Consider the following 19,587-nt stretch of genomic DNA (forward strand, 5'->3'; position numbering starts at 1 on the left):
ACCTGCCCCTTCTCGCGTAAGAACAGGAAGATCCACTCATGGTCAACGAGTGCAAGGTCACAGCCTGAGACCCTGCTCCGGCTAACGGTCGTTCGCCTAGCCTGCTGCCATGACCGCCGAGTCCCCCGAACTCCCCCTGGCCGCCGCCTTCCCGGATGCCGACCGAGAGCAATGGCAGCGCCTCGTCGAAGGTGTGCTGCGCAAATCGGGCGTCACCGAGGCGTCCGGCGCCGCCGCCGAGGACGCGCTCGCCACCGGCCTCCAGGACGGCATCCGCATCCGCCCGCTCTACACCGCCGAGGACGGTACGGCCGTCCCGGGCCACCCGGGCTTCCCTCCCTTCGTACGGGCCGGCCGGCCCGAAGGCACCACCGTCGCCGGGTGGGACGTACGCCAGCAGCACGTCCACACCGATCCGCGGCGGGCCAATGCATCGATCCTGGCCGACCTCGAGAACGGCGTCACGTCGATCTGGCTGACCGTCGGCGACGGCGGGGTGCCGGTCTCCGGTCTGGAGCAGGCGCTGCAGGGCGTCTATCTGGATCTGGCCGCGGTGGTCCTGGACGCGGGCGCCGATTTCACGGCGGCCGCCGAGGAGTTGCTGCGGCTGTACACGGCCTCCGGCGCACCGCTCGGCGAGGCGGCCGGCGCGCTGGGCGCCGACCCGCTCGGCCTGCTGGCCCGTACGGGTGACGATGCCAAGCTGCGCCTCCAGCTGGAGTCGGCCGCCCGCCTGGCCGGGCGCTGCACCGACGAGGCGCCGGGCCTGCGGGCGCTGGCCGTCGACGCGCTGCCGTACCACGAGGCGGGCGGCTCGGCCGCCGAGGAACTGGGCACCTCGCTGGCCACCGGCGTCGCCTATCTGCGGCAGCTGACGGAAGCCGGGCTCGGCATCGACGACGCCTGCCGGCAGCTGGAGTTCCGCTATGCCGCCACCGCGGACCAGTTCCTGACCATCGCCAAGCTGCGCGCGGCCCGCCGGCTGTGGGCCCGGGTCGCCGAGGTGTGCGGGGCCTCGCCCGCCGCGGCCGCGCAGCGCCAGCACGCGGTCACCTCCACGGTGATGATGGCCCGTCGCGACCCCTGGGTGAACATGCTGCGCACCACGGTCGCCGGGCTGTCCGCCGGAGTGGGCGGCGCGGAGGCGGTGACGGTGCTGCCGTTCGATGCCGCGCTGGGCCTGCCCGACGCGTTCGCCCGGCGGATCGCCCGCAACACCCAGTCCGTGCTGCTGGAGGAGTCGCATCTGTCGAAGGTCATCGACCCGGCGGGCGGCTCCTGGTACGTCGAGAGCCTCACCGACGAGCTGGCCCGCGCCGCCTGGGCGTGGTTCCAGGAGATCGAGGGCGCGGGCGGCCAGGCCGCGGCGCTGCGCTCCGGGATGATCGCCGGCCGGCTGGCCGGCACCTGGCAGCGCCGCACCGACGACCTCGCCCGCCGGCGCGAACCGATCACCGGCGTCAGCGAGTTCCCCCATCTCGCCGAGCCCCCGGTACACCGCGAGCCGGCACCCGCGCCGATCGGCGGAGGGCTGCCACGGGTGCGCCGGGACGACGCGTACGAGCGGCTGCGGTCGCGTTCCGACGCCCATCTGGCGGCGAGCGGCGCCCGCCCGAAGGTCTTTCTGGCCGCGCTGGGCCCGGTCGCGGCGCACACCGCCCGGCTGGCGTTCGCCGCCAATCTGTTCCAGGCGGGCGGCATCGAGACGGTGGCCGAACCCGCGCCGGTGGACACGGAGTCGGTCGCCGAGGCGTTCGCCCGCAGCGGCGCGCGGATCGCCTGTCTGTGTGCGAGCGACACGGTGTACGGCGAGCAGGCGGCGGCCGTGGCGGCCGCGCTGAAGTCGGCGGGAGCGGTACGGGTGCTGCTGGCGGGCAAGCCGGGCGAGCGCCGGGAGGAATTCACCGCGGCGGGCGTGGACACCTTTGTCTTCGCCGGCTGCGACGCGGTCGAGGTCCTCTCCTCGGCCCTGGATGTCATGGAGGTGGCGTGATGGGAGACACGACGCAGCAGGCCGGCGCCATCCCGGACTTCAGCACGGTCGAGCTGGGGGATGCGGACGCGGCGCACGGCGCGGGCGACGGCGCACGATGGGCCGAGGCGGTCGAACGGGCCACCGGCAAGGGCGTGGCGGATCTGACGTGGGAGACGCCGGAGGGCATCGACGTCAAACCGCTCTACACGGAGGCGGACCTCGACGGCCTGGACTTCCTGGGGACGTACCCGGGGATCACGCCGTATCTGCGCGGCCCCTACCCGACGATGTACGTCAACCAGCCCTGGACGATCCGGCAGTACGCCGGCTTCTCCACGGCCGAGGAGTCCAACGCCTTCTACCGCCGCAACCTCGCGGCCGGCCAGAAGGGCCTGTCGGTCGCCTTCGACCTGCCCACGCACCGCGGCTACGACAGCGACCACCCGCGGGTGACCGGTGACGTCGGCATGGCGGGCGTCGCCATCGACTCGATCTACGACATGCGGCAGCTCTTCGAGGGCATCCCGCTGGACAAGATGACCGTGTCGATGACGATGAACGGCGCGGTGCTGCCCGTGCTCGCCCTCTACATCGTGGCGGCGGAGGAACAGGGCGTAGCGCCCGAGAAGCTGGCCGGGACCATTCAGAACGACATCCTCAAGGAGTTCATGGTCCGCAACACCTACATCTATCCGCCGCAGCCCTCGATGCGGATCATCTCCGACATCTTCGCGTACACCTCGCAGAAGATGCCGCGCTACAACTCCATCTCGATCTCCGGCTATCACATCCAGGAGGCGGGTGCGACGGCCGACCTGGAGCTGGCGTACACCCTCGCCGACGGGGTCGAGTACCTGCGCGCGGGCCTGGCGGCCGGGATGGACGTGGACGCCTTCGCGCCGCGCCTGTCCTTCTTCTGGGCGATCGGCATGAACTTCTTCATGGAGATCGCCAAGCTGCGCGCGGCCCGACTGCTGTGGGCGCGCCTGGTGCAGCGCTTCGAGCCGAAGAACCCCAAGTCCCTTTCGCTGCGCACCCATTCGCAGACCTCGGGCTGGTCGCTGACCGCGCAGGACGTGTTCAACAACGTCACGCGGACGTGTGTGGAGGCGATGGCCGCCACCCAGGGCCACACCCAGTCCCTGCACACCAACGCCCTGGACGAGGCGCTGGCGCTGCCCACCGACTTCTCCGCCCGGATCGCCCGCAACACCCAGCTGTTCCTGCAGCAGGAGTCGGGCACCTGCCGGGTCATCGACCCATGGGGCGGCAGCGCCTACATCGAGAAGCTCACCCACGATCTGGCCCGCCGCGCCTGGCAGCACATCGAGGAGGTCGAGGAGGCCGGCGGCATGGCCAAGGCCATCGACGCCGGCATCCCGAAGCTGCGGGTGGAGGAGGCCGCGGCCCGCACCCAGGCGCGGATCGACTCCGGGCGGCAGGCGCTGATCGGCGTCAACAAGTACCGGGTGGAGACCGATGAGGAGATCGAGGTCCTCAAGGTCGACAACTCCTCGGTGCGCGCCCAGCAGATCGACAAGCTCAAGCGGCTGCGTGCCGAGCGCGACGAGCAGGCCTGCCAGGAGGCGCTGCGGGCGCTGACCGCGGCGGCGAAGTCCGGTCCCGGCGAAGGGCTGGAGGGCAATCTGCTGGCGCTGGCGGTGGACGCGGCCCGCGCCATGGCGACCGTCGGTGAGATCTCGGACGCACTGGAGTCGGTCTACGGGCGGCACTCCGGCCAGATCCGTACGATCTCCGGTGTGTACCGAGACGAAGCGGGCCCCTCCTCCGGTGTCGAGCGCACCCGGTCGCTGGTGGCCGAGTTCGAGCGCGCCGAGGGCCGCCGGCCGCGCATCCTGGTGGCCAAGATGGGCCAGGACGGCCATGACCGCGGCCAGAAGGTGATCGCCACGGCCTTCGCCGACCTGGGCTTCGACGTCGATGTCGGCCCGCTGTTCCAGACCCCGGCCGAGGTGGCCCGCCAGGCCGTGGAGGCGGACGTCCATATCGTCGGGGTCTCCTCCCTGGCGGCCGGCCACCTGACGCTGGTGCCCGCGCTGCGGGAGGCGCTGGCCGCGGAGGACCGGGAGGACATCACCATCGTGGTGGGCGGGGTGATCCCGCCGCAGGACGTGCAGCCGCTGCGCGACATGGGCGCCGCCGCGGTCTTCCTGCCCGGCACGGTGATCCCCGAGGCCGCCCACGATCTGGTGCGGGACCTGGCAGCGGTCCTCGGCCACGAGCTGTGAGCGGGGGGACATGCCGGCGAGGATCGATGTCGAACGGTACGCCGAGGGTGTCCGCGCGGGTTCCCGGGCCTGGATCGCCCGGGCCGTCACCCTGGTCGAGTCCACCCGCCCCGACCACCGGACGGCGGCCCAGCGGCTGCTGATCGAGCTGCTGCCGTACTCCGGTGCGGCCCGCAGAGTGGGCATCAGCGGGGTGCCGGGTGTCGGCAAGTCGACCTTCATCGACGCCCTCGGCACGCTGCTGACGGGGAGGGGGCACCGGGTCGCGGTGCTCGCCGTGGACCCGTCCTCCAGCCGCACCGGCGGCTCCATCCTGGGCGACAAGACCAGGATGGAGCGTCTGGCGACCGACCCGGCGGCGTTCGTCCGGCCCTCCCCCACCTCCGGCACGCTGGGCGGAGTGGCGCGGGCCACCCGGGAGTCCATCGTGGTGATGGAGGCGGCGGGCTATGACGTCGTCCTGGTGGAGACGGTGGGCGTCGGCCAGTCCGAGACCACCGTCGCGGGCATGGTCGACACCTTTCTGCTGCTGACCCTGGCCCGCACCGGCGACCAGCTCCAGGGCATCAAGAAGGGCGTACTGGAGCTGGCGGACCTGGTCTCCGTCAACAAGGCCGACGGGCCGCACGAGCGGGACGCCCGCTCCGCGGCCCGCGAACTGGCCGGTGCGCTGCGGCTGTTGCAGCCCGTCGACGCGGCCTGGACGCCGCCCGTCCTGACCTGCAGCGCCCGCGAGGGCACCGGTCTGAAGGCGCTGTGGGAGCGGGTCGAGCAGCATCGCACCCTGCTGGATTCCACCGGGGCGCTGGCCGAGCGGCGCCGCACCCAGCAGGTCGACTGGACGTGGTCGATGGTCCGGGACCGGATGATCGACCGGCTCCAGGAGCACCCGGAGGTGCGCCGGCTGGGCCCCGAGGTCGAACAGGCCGTGCGCGACGGCGAACTGACCGCGACGCTGGCGGCCGAGCGGCTGCTGACCGCGTTCGGACTGGGAGACCCTCCCCCGCGGAACTGAGCGCCACCCGCACCATGACGCGGCCCCGCCCCGAGCAGCCATCGGCACACTCGGGGCGGGGCCGCGTCGTCGCAGCGGCAGGAGCCTGCCTCAGTCGCGCTCCGACACCGTCGCCCACACCGTCTTCCCCGAGCGGTCCGGCGGCGTCCAGCCCCAGGCGTCGCTCAGCCGGTCGACGATCTGCAGCCCGCGCCCCGATTCCGCCAGGGTGTCCTGGGGCCCGACGACGGGTGCGCCGGCGCCGGCGTCCGAGACCGCGCACAGCACCGTGGCGCCCTGCCGGGTCAGGGCCAGCCAGGCCGGACACAGCGCGGCCAACGCCTCGCGGCGCTCGCGCTCCCCCTCGGTCCGACTGCCGTAGCGCAGGGCGTTGCTGACGAGTTCGGACACGACCAGGGCCGCGTCCTCGGCGACGCCGGCGCACAGTTTCCAGCCTTCGAGCGTCACCCGGGTGAACCGGCGGGCCTCGGCGACGGTGCGGGCCGAGCTGCTCAGTGCGCACGCCGCGAAGTCGTCCGGGGCGGGCATCCACCAGGTGTCGTCACACGCTTCATCCCGGAGGGCGTCGTGCACGGTCTCTGCCGGATGAGTGGTCATCAACATCTCCGCGAGGGGGATTTCGGGACTGGGCCGGACTGCCTCGGAGAGCTAATATCCTCGTCAGCCGTCCGTCGATGCAAGTGCATCTGCAATTACATCGGTAAGTACGGGGACACAGGGGCACGTTCACGCCAAGGTGAGCGACGGCCCGGGATCGGTCGGAGGCGCGTCCTCCAGCAAGGGAGCATCTGATATGGAGCCGGTGACCAACGGCATACAGGCAACCGCCCTCGACGGCGCCGCCTGGCGCAAGAGCCGCCGCAGCAACCCCAGTGGCAACTGCGTTGAACTGGCGGTTCTTTCGGACGGCGAGGTAGCGGTGCGCAACTCCCGTTTTCCCTCGGGTCCGGCGCTGGTCTACACCCGCGACGAGATGACCGCCTTCGTCCAGGGCGCCAAGGACGGCGACTTCGACGATCTCATCGGCCGCGGCTGACGCATATGTCGGCCGAATACCCGCCCCGGCTGTACGCGGACTGGAGCCGATGGGACACTGGGCGTTCGCCCGACCACCCAGGGGAGTCAGCATGAGCGAGCGCCGCGAGCGAACCGTGGAACGGTGCGCGCCGCGCGAGTGCGAGGCCGAGCGAAACGAGGTGTCGGCATGAGCGCCGCGCAGCCGAGCAGCGATCCGTCCCTGCGCCGCTATCTCGAACACCCGCGGGGCGGCCCGACCGTCCTGCGCATCGTGCTGGGCACCCAGCTTCGCCGGCTGCGGGAAGGCGCGGGCATCACCCGCGAGGCCGCGGGGGACGCCATCCGCGGTTCGCACGCGAAGATCAGCCGCCTGGAGCTGGGACGGGTGAGCTGCAAGGAGCGGGACGTCGCCGATCTGCTGACGCTCTACAACGTCACGGATGAAACGATCCGCTCGGACTTCCTCACCCTGGCCCGCCGGACCAGCACTCCCGGCTGGTGGCATCAGTACGGCGATGTGCTGCCGGGCTGGTTCGAGACGCACATCGGCCTCGAAGAGGCCGCCTCGGTGATCCGCACCTACGAAGTCCAGTTCGTGCCGGGCCTGTTGCAGACGCCGGACTACGCGCGGGCGGTGACGCAGCTCGGTCATCCGCGGGCGTCGGCCGAGGAGATCGAGCGACGGGTGCGACTGCGCGTACAGCGTCAGGAGCTGCTGACCGTCCCGGATGCGCCGCGGGTGTGGGCCGTGATCGACGAGGCGTCGCTGCGCCGTCCGCTCGGCGGGCCCGAGGTGATGGAGGGTCAGCTCCGGCATCTGCTGACGATGGCCGAGCTGCCGAATGTCACGCTGCAGATCGCACCGTTCAGCCTCGGTGGTCTGGCGGCGGCCGGCGGTCCGATCACGATCCTGCGGTTCCTGGAGCCGGACCTGCCGGACATCGTCTATCTGGAGCAGCTGACCAGCGCGCTCTATCTGGACAAGCGCGATGATGTCGACCACTACCTCGCGGTGATGGACCGGCTCAGCGCACAGTCCGAGTCCCCGCGGGAATCCCTGGTGATACTGGAACGGCTGCTCAAGCAGGAGAGCTGACGCCCGTTTCCGGGCGGAGGAGGGGCCGGGTTCCGATGGCTGCCCCGCCCCTCTTCGCCCGCGGCCGCCGCGCTACGGCTTGCGGGCGACGCCGCCGAACTCGATCCACTCCTGGGTCAGCTGCTTGGGGCCGATGTCCGCATCCGGCATCCAGGTGGAGACCTCCCTCAGACCCGGTTCCTGGATCTCCAAACCCTCCAGGAAGCCGGCCAGCTCATGCGCCTGGCGTACCCGGCCCCACTGGCCCTGGGTGCTGACCCGCATGAACTCGGTGACGAAGTCGCGGGTGGCGGCGTCCTCGCTGACCAGCTGGCACACCACCAGGAAGCTGCCCGGCGCCAGACGGTCGGCGACCCGCTTGATGAGACCGGCCGGGTCGTCGGCGTCCGGTATGCAGTGGAGCACGGAGACGAACAGGGCGGCGACGGGCTGGTCGAAGTCGATCAGCCGGGTCACCTCCGGGCTGCTCAGGATGCCGTCGGTGTCCCGCATGTCCGCCTGGATGACGGCGGTGTGGGTGTTCTCCTCCAGCAGGGCGCGGCCGTGTGCCAGCACGATGGGGTCGTTGTCGACGTAGACCACACGGGAGGCGGGGTCGACCTGCTGGGCGACCTGGTGGACGTTGTCCTGCGTCGGGAGGCCGGATCCGTGGTCGATGAACTGCCGGATGCCGTGCTCGCGAGCCAGCCAGCGGACCACCCGCTGCAGAAAGCGCCGGTTGTTGATCGCCAGCACCTGAGTGCTCGGAACGACCTTGCTCAGCTCTTCGCAGGCCTCGCGGTCGACGGCGTAGTTGTCCTTGCCGCCGAGGTAGTAGTCGTACATCCGGGCAACGCTCGGGATGCTGACGTCGACGACTCCGGACTGCGGTCGCGCTTCTTGGCTCATTCCACACTTTCCCGTCGCTTCGACAGCATTCAGCCAGGGGGCAGCCGCGATCGTTCCGTATGTGTACGACCACGCCCCGCAGCCCCCAACATACCCACCGGACGGGGGTTGGTGCAGACAAGTGAGCGGGTCACGTGCACGGAGTTACCGCTGTGGCTCCGTCGACGGGAAGTAATCCCAACAGGCGTGCGAATCAAGGGGGTTCAACCGGCCAGTCGGCGGTCGCGGGGAGTCGCTCCAGGGACCCTGTGGCCGGGAATCGCCCGCGGGGTCAGAGGTCGGCCGGGGGCTGGGTGCGGGCCGCCGCCTCGCCACTCATCAGCGGCGACCCGCTCTCACTTCCCCCGGCGACACCCAGCGCCGGGCTCCGCCCCGTGTGACACGGCCCGGCCGAGGAGCACTCCCGGCTCGTGCCACATACAGCGCCGCCTCGGCCATCACCCGATCAACGGCCGTTGCGGTACGGGGCGTTACGTGGAATCGCCTACCACCCCCGGCCCGCTTTACACCTGCCGACGATCAGGAGGACGGGCCTCCCCCGCACTCCACGGCCTTACTTCTGCGTAACCTTACTCGGCAGTAAGGTTACGGTAGGCTGACGCGAATGAGCGACATACGCAGGCGACGCGTCCCCCGGCCGGTCCGGGAGCAGCAGATCATCGATGCGGCGATCCGGGTCTTCGCCCGGCGCGGCTACCACGCCGCCTCGGTCGACGAGATCGCCGAACTCGCCGGGATTTCCAAGCCGATGGTCTATCTCTATCTCGACTCCAAGGAAGGGCTGTTCCTCGCCTGTCTGCGGCGCGAGGCCGAACGCCTGCTGGCCGCCTTCCGGGCCGCCGCGGTCCCCGCGCACTCCCCCGAGCTGCGGCTGCGGGCCGGACTGCTGGCGTTCTTCACCTTCGTCACCGAACACCGCGACAGCTGGGTGGTGCTGCACCGCCAGTCCTCGGAGCCGAGCCCGGCGATCACCGCGGAGCTGGCCCGGTCGCGGCGGGCGCTGCTGGCGGAGGTCACCGCCCTGGTCCGGGCCGATATCGCGGCCAGTGACGGGCCCGCCTGTCCCGACGACGACGCCGAGTTCGTGGCGTACACCCTGGTCGGTGCGGCGGACTCGCTCACCGACTGGATGGCGCTGCACCCCGACGAGCCCCCGGAGCGGATCACCCTGCGGCTGATGAACATGGTGTGGGTGGGGATGCGCAATGTGCTCGACGGGGAGGTGTGGACGACGCCGTCGCAGACCCCGTAGGAGCCCTCGGGCGCGCGGGCTCCGCCCGGCTCGCCTCCGCGGTCCCGCGGGGAATGGGCTTCGCCGCCCCGCGGGTAGGAGTCATGGATGACCACAGAGAAGAGCGAGCCGGCGCCGCTCCCGGTGACCCTGCCCAGCACCGAGGAGATGCTCCTGGCCAACCAGGCGAACTGGGATGCGCGCACCCCGGTCCATGTGTCCAGCGCGTTCTACGGGCTGGACGGTTCACGGACCGCCGAGGACTGGTTCGCGCCGTTCGAGTGGACGGATCTCGGCGATCTGGCGGGGCGGGAGGTGCTGCATCTGCAGTGCCATCTGGGCACCGAGACCGCCGCGTTCGCCGAGCGGGGCGCCGCGCACACGGTGGGGCTGGACTTCTCCGTCGCGGCCGTGGCGGAGGCGCGGCGGCTCGCCGCGGAGGCCGGCCGGTCCGTGGAGTTCGTCCGGTCGGATGTGCACCGGGCCGTGGACGCGCTCGGCGGGCGACGGTTCGACGTCGTCTACACCGGCAAGGGGGCGCTGTGTTACCTGCCGGACCTGACGGCCTGGGCGGAGGTCGTCAGCTCGCTGCTGCGGCCCGGCGGGACGTTCTATCTGGTCGAGTTCCATCCGCTGCTCGACGCCCTGGGGCCGACGCCGAGCCCCGACCGACAGCAACTGCGGCTGCACCACGACTACTTGGCGGGACGCGGGCCGCTCAGGAGCGATACCCCCCACACCTACACCGACGGTCCGCCGGTGCGGGGCGCCACGACCAGCTATGAGTGGCGGCACGGCCTCGGGGAGGTCGTGTCCGCGGTGATCGGCGCGGGGATGACCCTCCAGCTGGTGCGGGAGACCGAGCTGCTGCCCTGGAAGCGGTTCGACGCCATGGTGCCGGCCGAGAACGGCTGGTGGCGTCTGCCGCCGTCGGAGCCGATCGTTCCGCTGCTGTACGCGCTGCGGGCGGTGAAGGACTGAGCCGCTGAGCCGCTGAGCGCCCGCGGCGCGGGCGGGCGCCTCAGCCCTCCGGGCCGTGGAGGCGGCGGTGCGTCAGCGCCCACCAGATCTCCGCCAGATCGGCCGGGTCACGCAGGCTGGTGCCGGTGATCTCCTCGAAGCGCCGGAGCCGGTTGCGCAGGGTGTTGGGGTGCACGTAGAGGGTCCGGGCCGCGGCGTCCAGGCGCAGCCCCTGCCGCAGATAGGCGGCCGCCGCCTCCTCCAGCTGGGCGCCGTCCTCGCCGCGCTCGGCCAGCGGCGCCAGGCGCAGCCGCACCAGGCCCTCCCCCACGGCCGGGAGCGCCACGACCGTGGCCCGCAGCCCGAGTTCCTCGCGGGTGAACGCACCGACGAGCCCGAACCCGAGGGCGGCCCGCAGCGCCTGGGTGGCCCGGGTGAACTCCGCGGCGAGCCCGCCGGGCGGCACCGGGGCGCCCAGCCCCAGGACCAGGCTGCGGCACAGCCCGCCCGGGCGCCCGGCCAGCAGTCCGGCCACCTCCCCGTCCACGGTCGTGACCAGGGGCGCACCCGCCTTGTCCAGCGCGAGCCAGGGACGCAGCGCGGCGACGATCCGGTGGAAGGCGCCGTGCCCCGGGCCGGGGTGGCCGGGGGTGTGCGCGGCGGGGCCGGCCCCCGGGCCGTCGGGCGGGGCGGCCCCGGGCAGGCAGGCGCGGAAGGGGAGCCGGAGTGCGCTGCGGTCGTACGAGCCGTCCGTCAGCTCCCCGTCACCGGGCCCGTCGGCGGCCGTGCGGTCCCCGGACAGGGACTCGTCCCACTGCGCCTGGCCGAGCAGCAGGGCGCGGACCAGCGCCGCGCGCCGGCGGTCCGTCATCGCGTCCTCCTGGATCCCGATGCGGCAGCTGCGGACGACGCGCAGGGTGTTGGCGTCGGCCCAGGCGCGCAGGGTCTCGGCGATCGGCAGCAGGTCCTCGGCGGTGCCGCGGCGGGCCGCCATCTCCTCGCCGAACCGCCGCCAGACGACGTCCGCGCCGATCCGGTAGGCCGAGATGATGTCCTCGACGGGCAGCGCGCGGGCCAGCGCCGTGACCTCGTCGAGATGGGTCTCCGGAACGCCGTAGGTGCCGCCTTCGCCGGGCACGGATCCGAGGGCGCCCCGCCGTTCCCCGGACCAGCGCTGCACCAGCGACAGGCCGTTGCGCAGGGACGCCAGCACCCGTGGCCGGAGCTTGTCGAGGCGGACCGCGGCGTAGGAGGGGAGTTGGGCGCGGAGCCCGTCGACGACCTCGTCGGTGAGCGCGTCGATCGCGGTGTGCAGCGCGGCGACGGCCTCCGGCACCGTTGTGGAATTCTCCACGCGTCCCCTCCCGACTCAGTGACTTTCCCCATGGCGAAAGCGATCATTCGTCGCCATGCTACGAGGAAGCCGCCCGAACCCCTACAGATGTTCGATGTTGGATGACTTTTCCCCCGTCGCCCGGATCGTTCCGGGTTCGGCCCGCGGCCCCGTAGTACCTCCTTGCCACCCCCCGCACCCCAAGGAATTCCATTGGCTGTTTCCTGGCGCCGGATAGCGGTGCCCGCCGCCGCGGTCGGCGTACTCGTCCCCGCCGCCCTCGGCACCCATGCGCTTCTGTCGCACGACGACCCCGGCTCGTCCCCGGCCGCGATACGTGCCGCCGGGTCCCCGGGCCCGAACTCGGCTCCGGACGGCACCGAGGGAGCGAGCGGCTCCGAGGGCGCCGCCGTGGCCGCCGCGCCGTCCAACGCGCCCACCGGACAAGGCCGTTCGGTCGCGGTGAAGCTCTCCTCGTATGACGCGCAGAGCAAGCGGGCGGTGCTCAAGCCGTCCGCCGGCAAGACCGTGCGCAGCGGCGATGTGATCGCCGCCGCACCGAACCGGCACGCCCCCTCGGGCGCGCTGTTCAAGGTGCGCAAGGTCACCGGCTCCCATGACGGCGAGGTCCGGGTGTCCACCGCCCCCGCCACGCTCTCCGAGCTGCTCGGCGATCAGAAGGTGGACCAGCGCACGGCCTTGCGGCCCGGTGAGCTCTCCGTCAAGCCGCTGTCGTCCGGTGTCACCGTGCAGAAGCCCGGCACCGGCCAGGGCGGCGGCGCGTCGTCCACGCCGTCCGGCGAGCCGAGCGCGCCCTCCGGCGGAAGCCCGGACGCCTCACCCAGCACCTCCCCCAGCCCCTCGGCGAGCGACGCGTCGCCCGCGCCGGGGACGCGTGCGCAGCTCGCCCGCCCCGGCGCGGGCGCGGCCGGTGCCTCCTCCGGCTCCGGCGACGCGCTGCCGCCCGAGGCGAGGAAGGCGCTCACCACCCTGGGCCTCGGCGTCAATGTGCCGCTGCCCAAGGACATACAGGCCACCGACCGGTCGCCGGCCCGGCTGTCCGGTGAGGTGAAGTTCCGGCCCGAGCTGATCTTCCAGTACGAGAAGCGCGGCGGGCTGAACCTGCTGCCGCAGCGCGCGGCCGTCGGCCTCGGCGGCTCCTACGCCTACGGCTGGCAGGTGCACGGCAAGGTGCGCGGGACCGCCGACACCGGGCAGGTCTCGGTGCCGCTGGCGGCGGTCACCGGCCGGCACGTCTTCTGGGTGGGCCCGGTTCCCGTCGTGGTGAGCACCGAGGTGACCTTCACCTACCGCTTCACGGCCGGCGGCCGGATCGTGCTCGACGCCGACCAGCGCACCTCCGGCGCGTTCGCGGTGGGCGCGAAGTACGACCGCACGAACGGCTGGCAGCCGCTGCACACGGCGGACCAGCAGACGAAGGGCTCCACTCCCCGGGTCGAGGGCGCGGCCACGGCGACGGCCCGCATCGGGGCACACGCCCAGGTGTTCCTCTACGACACGGCCGGTGTCGGCGGCGAGCTGTCCGTCCACCTGACCGGACAGGCCGCAGCCGCGCACGGCGGCGGGGCCCCGGCATGGGCGCTCAGCGCGGGCTACGACCTGAAGACCGAACTGATGCTGCAACTGAAGATCTTCGGCATCCAGATCGCCGATCTGCGGACCACGCCGTTCGCCCTGCATGACGAGCGGAAGCTCTTCGGCCAGGGCAAACTGCCCGCCGCCTGACCGGCCGCTGCCGGACGAAAGACCGCGCCCCCGGGGGAACTCCTGCCCCCGGGGGCGCCTTTCCGTTCGTCACCGGCCGGCCGCCGCGCTCACGTCCGGCGCCGGTAGACCGAGCACAGCAGCTGGTCCTTCGCGGGCCCGCCGACCCGCCAGCGCAGCCGCCACTCGTCGGCCGTGACGGCGGTGAAACACCCCTCGTAGCGGTCCTCGGCACAGGGGTGGCGCGCGGTCCACCGGCCGGTTCGCAGATCGAGGTCGTGGAAGGGCCGGCCATCGGCGAAGTCGACCCCGGCGGTGCCGTCCGGGCGGGGCCGCAGCCGCAGCGTGCGGCTCGCCGGATACACCGTGCCGCCCCAGGTCAGCTGCCCCTCCTCCTGATGCAGCAGGACGTCGCCCGTCCCCTCGGGCCGGAACACCGCGGTGCCGCGGAAGTGCCCCTCGATGCCGGTCCGCAGATCGTGGACGGTGCGCTCGACGTCCCAGCGGCCGGCCAGATAGGCGGCGGCATCGGGCACCGGGTACGGGTGCGCACACCCGGGGTCCGGGTCCGGCTCCCTCACGGCATCCGCCGCCGGCCCGGCGTACGTCCCCGGCCCCGGCGCCCGCCGCCGCTCCCGGTCCCGGTCCCGCTCGCTGCCCATGCCCCCATTCTCCCGTCCGCCCGCCCCGGCACTCCGCCGGCCCCACCCGGGGCGGCCCCCGCTCCCCCGGCCCCTCGTGCCGTGCGGAGCCGCAGTGCCCGTCTTACTCTCGGTGCAGTGATCGTCACCGAGGTCCGCACGGCGGGCCAGCCGGCGGCCTGACGCCGCCGGTCGGGGCGCCGCGCCCGCCGCTGCCGCCCCGTACGAGCCCGGAGACCGGAGGCAGCACATGCCGGATCTGTTCATCGGCGGCCAGTGGACCGCAGCGGCCGACGGGCAGCTGCGTGAGATCCGCTGCCCCGCGGACGGCACGCTGGTCGCGACGGTCGACGAGGGCGGACCGAAGGACGCGGCGGCAGCGGTCTTCGCCGCCCGTACCGCCTTCGACGACGGATCCTGGCCGCGGACCCCGGCGGCCGAGCGCGGCCAGGTGGTGCTGCGGATCGCCGAGCTGCTGGAGCGCGACAAGGACACGCTGGCCCGGGCCGAGTCGCTGGACACCGGGAAGCGGCTGGTCGAGAGCGCCTACGACATGGACGACATCGCCAACTGCTTCCGCTACTTCGGCAACCTCGGCGCGGCCGGCGCGGCCGACCGGGTGGTGGACGCCGGGGCACCGGAGATCGACAGCACGGTGCGTCATGAGCCGGTCGGGGTCTGCTCGCTGATCACCCCGTGGAACTACCCGCTGCTGCAGACCGCCTGGAAGGTCGCGCCCTGCCTGGTCACCGGCAACACCTTCGTCCTCAAGCCCAGCGAGCTGACCCCGCACACCGCCATCCACCTCTTGCGGCTGCTGGCCGAGGCCGGGGTGCCGGACGGCGCCGCCAACCTGGTGCTGGGCACCGGACAGACCGTGGGCGCACTGCTGACCGAGGACCCGCGGGTGGACATGGTCTCGTTCACCGGCGGGCTGGTCACCGGCCGGCGCATCATGGCCGCGGCGGCGCCCACCGTGAAGAAGATCGCTCTGGAGCTGGGCGGCAAGAACCCCAACATCGTGTTCGCCGACGCCGATTTCGACACCGCCGTCGACTACGCCCTGATGGCGGTCTTCCTGCACTCCGGCCAGGTCTGCTCGGCCGGCGCCCGGCTGCTCGTCCAGGAGGAGCTGCACGACGCGTTCGTCGACGAGCTGGTCTCCCGCGCCCAGCGGATCCGGCTCGGCGGACCGTTCGACGACTACGCCCGCACCGGTCCGCTGATCTCGGCCGCGCACCGCGCGAAGGTGGAGGCGTATGTGGCGGCCGGGCTGGACGAGGGCGCCGTCCTCCTCTGCGGCGGCTCGGCGCCCGACGATCCGTCGCTGTCCCACGGCTTCTACTACCTGCCGACCGTGCTGGACGAGTGCACCCCGGACATGTCCGTCGTCCGCGACGAGAGCTTCGGCCCGGTGCTGACCGTCGAACGGTTCCGGGACGAGGACGAGGCGGTCTCACTGGCCAACGACACGGTGTACGGGCTGGCCGGCGCGGTGTGGACGCAGAACAGCGAACGGGCCCACCGGGTCGCCGCCCGGCTGCGCGCGGGAACGGTGTGGATCAACGACTTCCATCCGTACGTGCCGCAGGCGGAGTGGGGCGGGATGAAGCAGTCGGGCGTCGGACGGGAGCTGGGGCCCGCGGGGCTGGCCGAGTACCAGGAGGCCAAGCACGTCTGGCGCAATACCGCGCCGCGTCCGCAGAGGTGGTTCGAGTGACCGATCCCGCAGCTTCGCGGCCCGACACCGCGGCGGACCACGCGCACGACGACGAGGCCATCGCCGAACTCGGCTACAAGCCCGAACTCAAGCGCACCCTGGGCAACTTCCACACCTTCGCGGCCGGCATCAGCTACATCTCGATCCTCACCGGCACCTTCCAGCTGTTCTACTTCGGTATCGCCCACGGCGGCCCGGCGTACTGGTGGTCCTGGCCGATGGTCTTCCTCGGGCAGCTGATGGTCGCCTTGTGCTTCTGTGAACTGGCCGCCCGCTATCCGGTGGCCGGATCCATCTACAACTGGGCCAAGAAGCTCGGCGGTCCGCACGTCGGCTGGCTCGGCGGCTGGATGATGCTGACCGCCTCCATGGTCTCGCTGTCCGCGGTGGCGCTGGCCTACCAGGTGACGCTGCCGCAGATCTCGTCGTGGTTCCAGTTCATCGGCGACGGCACCGGCAAGTCCGCCGCCGAGAACGCCGTGCTCCTCGGCACCGTCCTGATCGCCTTCACCACCCTGGTGAACGCCTTCGGCGTGAAGCTGATGGCACGGATCAACTCCGCGGGCGTGGCGATCGAGCTGATCGCCGCCATCGTCCTGGTCCTGCTGCTGGCCGCGCACATCGCCCGCGGCCCCTCCGCGGTGACCGAAACCTTCGGTCTGGGCCAGGGCCAGAGCCTGGGCTACTTCGGCGCGTTCCTCACCGCGTCGCTGGCCTCGGCATATGTGATGTACGGCTTCGACACGGCCTCCTCGCTCGGTGAGGAGTCCAAGGACCCCGGCCGCAACGCCCCCCGGGCGATCCTGCGGGCACTGGTCGCCTCCTTCATCATCGGCGGCCTGATCCTGCTGTTCGCCCTGCTGGCCGTGCCCGATCTGCACGCCAAGCAGCTGTCCGTGGACGGTCTGCAGTACGTGGTGCTCTCCACGCTCGGATCGACCGTGGGACAGATCGTGCTCTGGTGTGTGGTCATCGCGATCACGGTGTGCGAGCTGGCGGTGCACACCGCCGGCATCCGGCTGGCGTTCGCGATGGCCCGGGACAACAACCTGCCGGCCGCCTCCCTGCTCGCCAAGGTCAGCCCGCGCTTCCAGACGCCGGTGCTGCCGGCCGTCATCATCGGGCTGGTGGGCATCGGCATCCTGCTCATCAACGTCAACCAGCCGCAGATCTTCTCGGTGATCACCAGCATCGCGATCATCATGATCTATCTGGCGTATCTGGCGGTCACCCTGCCGATGCTGGTCCAGCGGCTGCGCGGCAACTGGACACCGGTCAAGGGGAGGTTCTCCCTCGGCAGGTTCGGCCTCCCGGTGAACGTCCTGGCCGTCCTCTGGGGCTTCGCCATGTCCCTCAACCTCGCCTGGCCGCGCGCCGCGGTCTACAACGCGACCGGCCCCCAGCACTGGTATCTGCGCTGGGGCGCCTTCCTGTTCATCGGAGTCGTGGCGATCGGCGGGTTCGCCTACTACTGGTTCGTCCAGCGCAAGAAGACGGGCGTTTTGGCCATGCATGCCGCCGTCGCCTCCGACAGCGGCACCCCGGGCGACAGCGGCGCCCCCACCCCCTGATCTGGAGCGGCACGATGTCCCGAGAAGCGCCTGTGGACGAGTTCGACTACGTGGTGGTCGGCGGCGGCACGGCCGGAGCCGTCGTCGCGGCCCGGCTCAGCGAGGACCCGGCGGTCAGCGTCTGCCTCCTGGAGGCCGGCCCCTCCGACGTCGGTGACGACGACATCCTGCGCCTGGACCGCTGGATGGGGCTGCTGGAGTCCGGCTACGACTGGGACTATCCGGTCGAGCCCCAGGAGAACGGCAACAGCTTCATGCGGCACGCCCGTGCCAAGGTGCTCGGCGGCTGCTCCTCGCACAACTCCTGCATCGCCTTCTGGGCCCCGGCCGAGGACCTCGACGAGTGGGCCGCGATGGGCTGTACGGGCTGGAGCGCGGCCGACTGCTTCCCGCTCTACCAGCGGCTGGAGAACAACGACGCCCCCGGCGACCACCACGGCCGCAGCGGCCCGGTGACCCTGCGCACCATCCCGCCCAACGATCCGTGCGGGGTGGCCCTCCTGGAGGCCTGCGCGGCGGCCGGCATCCCGACGACGCCGTTCAACACCGGCCGGACCGTCATCCGCGGCGCGCACTGGTTCCAGATCAACTGCCGCCCGGACGGCACCCGTTCCTCGTCCTCGGTGTCCTACCTCCACCCCGTCATGGGCACCCGCAAGAACCTCGAGGTACGCACCGGACTCCAGGCCAGACGCCTGAACTTCGACTCCTCCCGGCGCTGCACCGGCGTGGACTACCTCGCCCCCGACCTGGTCCACACCCGCACCGTCCACGCCCGCCGCGAGACCGTCGTCTCCTGCGGCGCCATCGACACCCCGAAGCTGCTCATGCTCTCCGGCATCGGCCCGGCCACCCATCTGCGCGCCACCGGCATCGACCCGCTCGTCGACTCCCCCGGCGTCGGCTCCTTCCTCCAGGACCACCCGGAGGGCGTGATCATGTGGGACGCCCGGCGGCCCATGGTCACCTCGTCCACCCAGTGGTGGGAGATCGGCATCTTCGCCGACACCGAACCCGGCCTCGACCGCCCGGACCTGATGTTCCACTACGGCGCGATGCCGTTCGACATGAACACCTACCGCCGCGGTTACCCGACCTCCGAGAACGCCTTCTGCCTCACCCCGAACGTCACCCGCGCCCGCTCCCTGGGCACCGTACGTCTGCGCACCCGCGACTTCCGCGACAAGCCCATGGTCGACCCGCGCTACTTCACCGATGAGCACGATGTGCGCGTCATGACCGCGGGACTCCGCCTGGCCCGCGAGATCATTTCCCAGCCCCCCATGGCCGACTGGGCCGGCACCGAACTCGCCCCCGGCCCCTCCGCCCGCTCCGACGCCGACCTGCTCGACTACATCCGCACGACCCACAACACCGTCTACCACCCGGCCTGCACCGTCCGCATGGGCGCGACGGACGACCGGGCGACCCCGCTCGACCCCCAACTCCGCGTGAAGGGCGTCACCGGCGTGCGCGTGGCCGACGGCTCCGTGATGCCGTTCCTGCCCGCCGTGAACCCGTGCATCACCACCATGATGATCGGGGAGAAGTGCGCCGACCTGCTGCGTACCGCCTGATCAAGGCACACTGACGACCTACGAGGTGGGCTCCCTTCGCCGGCATTGTCCGGATCAGGTGCTAGGGGTCGCCTTCCGGTCTCACGACCTTCCAGCCTCTCAGCCCGACCTTCCTTCATGTCCTCGGCGAGAGCCAGAACTCTCTTCCCCGAGGCCCGTCCGGTCGAACTCCCTCGCTCGCCCCGTAGGCCTTGTACCAGGATACTCCGGAACAAGAGGGATGGAAGGGGTATTTTGCCGCCCATCCCACAGCCTCACGCAGGGAGAAAAGCCCTGGTCACGAGGGGTCTGCGCGGGGACCTGAGGCACATGCGAGCCCTGCGTGAACAAACGGCCACCATCCGTATACACCGGCTTCGCCAAACCGGTGCCGTCCGGACGTGGAGCCGGTCGCCATGTTCTCCCTCGGCAGGCCCTACCGCCCCTTCGCCGTACGTAACCCGTCTTCGTGATCGAGCCGTCGAACCGACCGGTAAAGCGCCGCGATATCCCGAACGCGCGGCGGAGAGGGGCAGCACGCAAAACAACGGGTTGTGACCGTGTGGCCGCAACCCGCTGCGATGTGCTTCGCTGTGTGTCCGAGGGGAGA

General features: G+C 71.7%; 15 protein-coding genes. 11 read left to right on the forward strand and 4 right to left on the reverse strand.

What is annotated here, in order from left to right:
• Positions 1 to 109 precede the first annotated feature (109 nt).
• The 3 genes from OIU81_RS05620 to meaB are packed head-to-tail and all read left to right on the forward strand — an operon-like array spanning position 110 to position 5,239.
• Positions 110 to 1,993: a methylmalonyl-CoA mutase subunit beta gene (locus OIU81_RS05620; RefSeq protein WP_329144450.1), complete on the forward strand. Its 1,884-nt coding sequence runs from the start codon at positions 110 to 112 to the stop codon at positions 1,991 to 1,993.
• Positions 1,993 to 4,224 (forward strand): methylmalonyl-CoA mutase, encoded by a 2,232-nt coding sequence (gene scpA / locus OIU81_RS05625; RefSeq protein WP_329144452.1) that lies wholly within the window; start codon positions 1,993 to 1,995, stop codon positions 4,222 to 4,224. Before OIU81_RS05620 ends, scpA begins: the two co-directional genes overlap by 1 nt.
• Positions 4,225 to 4,234: 10 nt before the next feature.
• Complete coding sequence (meaB, locus tag OIU81_RS05630; RefSeq protein WP_329144454.1) at positions 4,235 to 5,239, forward strand: methylmalonyl Co-A mutase-associated GTPase MeaB; 1,005 nt, start codon at positions 4,235 to 4,237, stop codon at positions 5,237 to 5,239.
• A 90-nt stretch (positions 5,240 to 5,329) separates the two neighbouring features.
• Here meaB and OIU81_RS05635 read toward each other — a convergent pair whose 3' ends face one another.
• On the reverse strand, positions 5,330 to 5,836 hold the full coding sequence (locus OIU81_RS05635; protein WP_329144456.1) for an ATP-binding protein: 507 nt from the start codon (positions 5,834 to 5,836) through the stop codon (positions 5,330 to 5,332).
• 196 nt (positions 5,837 to 6,032) lie between these two features.
• Between OIU81_RS05635 and OIU81_RS05640 the strand changes: the two genes are divergently transcribed.
• Entirely contained in the window at positions 6,033 to 6,275 is a 243-nt protein-coding gene (locus OIU81_RS05640; protein WP_329144458.1) for a DUF397 domain-containing protein, read from the forward strand.
• A gap of 168 nt (positions 6,276 to 6,443) precedes the next feature.
• Positions 6,444 to 7,352, forward strand: coding sequence for a helix-turn-helix domain-containing protein (locus tag OIU81_RS05645; RefSeq protein ID WP_329144460.1), 909 nt, complete (start codon positions 6,444 to 6,446; stop codon positions 7,350 to 7,352).
• 72 nt (positions 7,353 to 7,424) lie between these two features.
• On the opposite strand, the gene OIU81_RS05650 is transcribed toward OIU81_RS05645, so the two are convergent.
• On the reverse strand, positions 7,425 to 8,240 hold the full coding sequence (locus OIU81_RS05650; protein WP_329144462.1) for an SAM-dependent methyltransferase: 816 nt from the start codon (positions 8,238 to 8,240) through the stop codon (positions 7,425 to 7,427).
• 604 nt (positions 8,241 to 8,844) lie between these two features.
• On the opposite strand from OIU81_RS05650, the gene OIU81_RS05655 reads away from it, so the two are divergent.
• On the forward strand, positions 8,845 to 9,492 hold the full coding sequence (locus OIU81_RS05655) for a TetR/AcrR family transcriptional regulator (protein ID WP_329144465.1): 648 nt from the start codon (positions 8,845 to 8,847) through the stop codon (positions 9,490 to 9,492).
• Positions 9,493 to 9,579: 87 nt separating this feature from the next.
• Positions 9,580 to 10,452, forward strand: coding sequence for a class I SAM-dependent methyltransferase (locus tag OIU81_RS05660; protein ID WP_329144467.1), 873 nt, complete (start codon positions 9,580 to 9,582; stop codon positions 10,450 to 10,452).
• A gap of 40 nt (positions 10,453 to 10,492) precedes the next feature.
• Here OIU81_RS05660 and OIU81_RS05665 read toward each other — a convergent pair whose 3' ends face one another.
• Positions 10,493 to 11,785, reverse strand: a complete 1,293-nt coding sequence (locus tag OIU81_RS05665) for a helix-turn-helix domain-containing protein (protein WP_329144469.1) — start codon at positions 11,783 to 11,785, stop codon at positions 10,493 to 10,495.
• A gap of 192 nt (positions 11,786 to 11,977) precedes the next feature.
• Here OIU81_RS05665 and OIU81_RS05670 point away from each other — a divergent pair, with 192 nt between their 5' ends.
• On the forward strand, positions 11,978 to 13,510 hold the full coding sequence (locus tag OIU81_RS05670; RefSeq protein WP_329144471.1) for a hypothetical protein: 1,533 nt from the start codon (positions 11,978 to 11,980) through the stop codon (positions 13,508 to 13,510).
• 89 nt (positions 13,511 to 13,599) lie between these two features.
• On the opposite strand, the gene OIU81_RS05675 is transcribed toward OIU81_RS05670, so the two are convergent.
• The gene (locus OIU81_RS05675) at positions 13,600 to 14,070 is read right to left on the reverse strand and encodes a DUF6314 family protein (RefSeq protein ID WP_329154909.1); all 471 of its coding nucleotides are present in this window, start codon (positions 14,068 to 14,070) and stop codon (positions 13,600 to 13,602) included.
• Between the two features lie 310 nt (positions 14,071 to 14,380).
• Here OIU81_RS05675 and OIU81_RS05680 point away from each other — a divergent pair, with 310 nt between their 5' ends.
• The 3 genes from OIU81_RS05680 to OIU81_RS05690 are packed head-to-tail and all read left to right on the forward strand — an operon-like array spanning position 14,381 to position 18,998.
• Positions 14,381 to 15,850, forward strand: a complete 1,470-nt coding sequence (locus tag OIU81_RS05680; RefSeq protein ID WP_329144473.1) for an aldehyde dehydrogenase family protein — start codon at positions 14,381 to 14,383, stop codon at positions 15,848 to 15,850.
• Complete coding sequence (locus OIU81_RS05685; RefSeq protein WP_329144475.1) at positions 15,847 to 17,421, forward strand: APC family permease; 1,575 nt, start codon at positions 15,847 to 15,849, stop codon at positions 17,419 to 17,421. The genes OIU81_RS05680 and OIU81_RS05685 overlap by 4 nt, the downstream gene beginning before the upstream one ends.
• 14 nt (positions 17,422 to 17,435) lie before the next feature.
• Positions 17,436 to 18,998, forward strand: a complete 1,563-nt coding sequence (locus tag OIU81_RS05690; RefSeq protein WP_329144477.1) for a GMC family oxidoreductase — start codon at positions 17,436 to 17,438, stop codon at positions 18,996 to 18,998.
• Positions 18,999 to 19,587: the final 589 nt, after the last annotated feature.

The organism is Streptomyces sp. NBC_01454 (genome assembly GCF_036227565.1).
In the GTDB taxonomy this organism is placed as follows: Bacteria; Actinomycetota; Actinomycetes; order Streptomycetales; family Streptomycetaceae; genus Streptomyces.

Excerpts from the sequence above, each read along its gene's own strand:
- OIU81_RS05655 (WP_329144465.1), top strand. The coding sequence starts at position 8,845 with ATGAGCGACATACGCAGGCGACGCGTCCCCCGGCCGGTCCGGGAGCAG.
- OIU81_RS05620 (WP_329144450.1), top strand. The coding sequence starts at position 110 with ATGACCGCCGAGTCCCCCGAACTCCCCCTGGCCGCCGCCTTCCCGGAT.
- meaB (WP_329144454.1), top strand. The coding sequence starts at position 4,235 with ATGCCGGCGAGGATCGATGTCGAACGGTACGCCGAGGGTGTCCGCGCG.
- OIU81_RS05645 (WP_329144460.1), top strand. The coding sequence starts at position 6,444 with ATGAGCGCCGCGCAGCCGAGCAGCGATCCGTCCCTGCGCCGCTATCTC.
- OIU81_RS05640 (WP_329144458.1), top strand. The coding sequence starts at position 6,033 with ATGGAGCCGGTGACCAACGGCATACAGGCAACCGCCCTCGACGGCGCC.
- OIU81_RS05660 (WP_329144467.1), top strand. The coding sequence starts at position 9,580 with ATGACCACAGAGAAGAGCGAGCCGGCGCCGCTCCCGGTGACCCTGCCC.
- OIU81_RS05690 (WP_329144477.1), top strand. The coding sequence starts at position 17,436 with ATGTCCCGAGAAGCGCCTGTGGACGAGTTCGACTACGTGGTGGTCGGC.
- OIU81_RS05650 (WP_329144462.1), bottom strand. The coding sequence starts at position 8,240 with ATGAGCCAAGAAGCGCGACCGCAGTCCGGAGTCGTCGACGTCAGCATC.
- OIU81_RS05680 (WP_329144473.1), top strand. The coding sequence starts at position 14,381 with ATGCCGGATCTGTTCATCGGCGGCCAGTGGACCGCAGCGGCCGACGGG.
- scpA (WP_329144452.1), top strand. The coding sequence starts at position 1,993 with ATGGGAGACACGACGCAGCAGGCCGGCGCCATCCCGGACTTCAGCACG.
- OIU81_RS05635 (WP_329144456.1), bottom strand. The coding sequence starts at position 5,836 with ATGACCACTCATCCGGCAGAGACCGTGCACGACGCCCTCCGGGATGAA.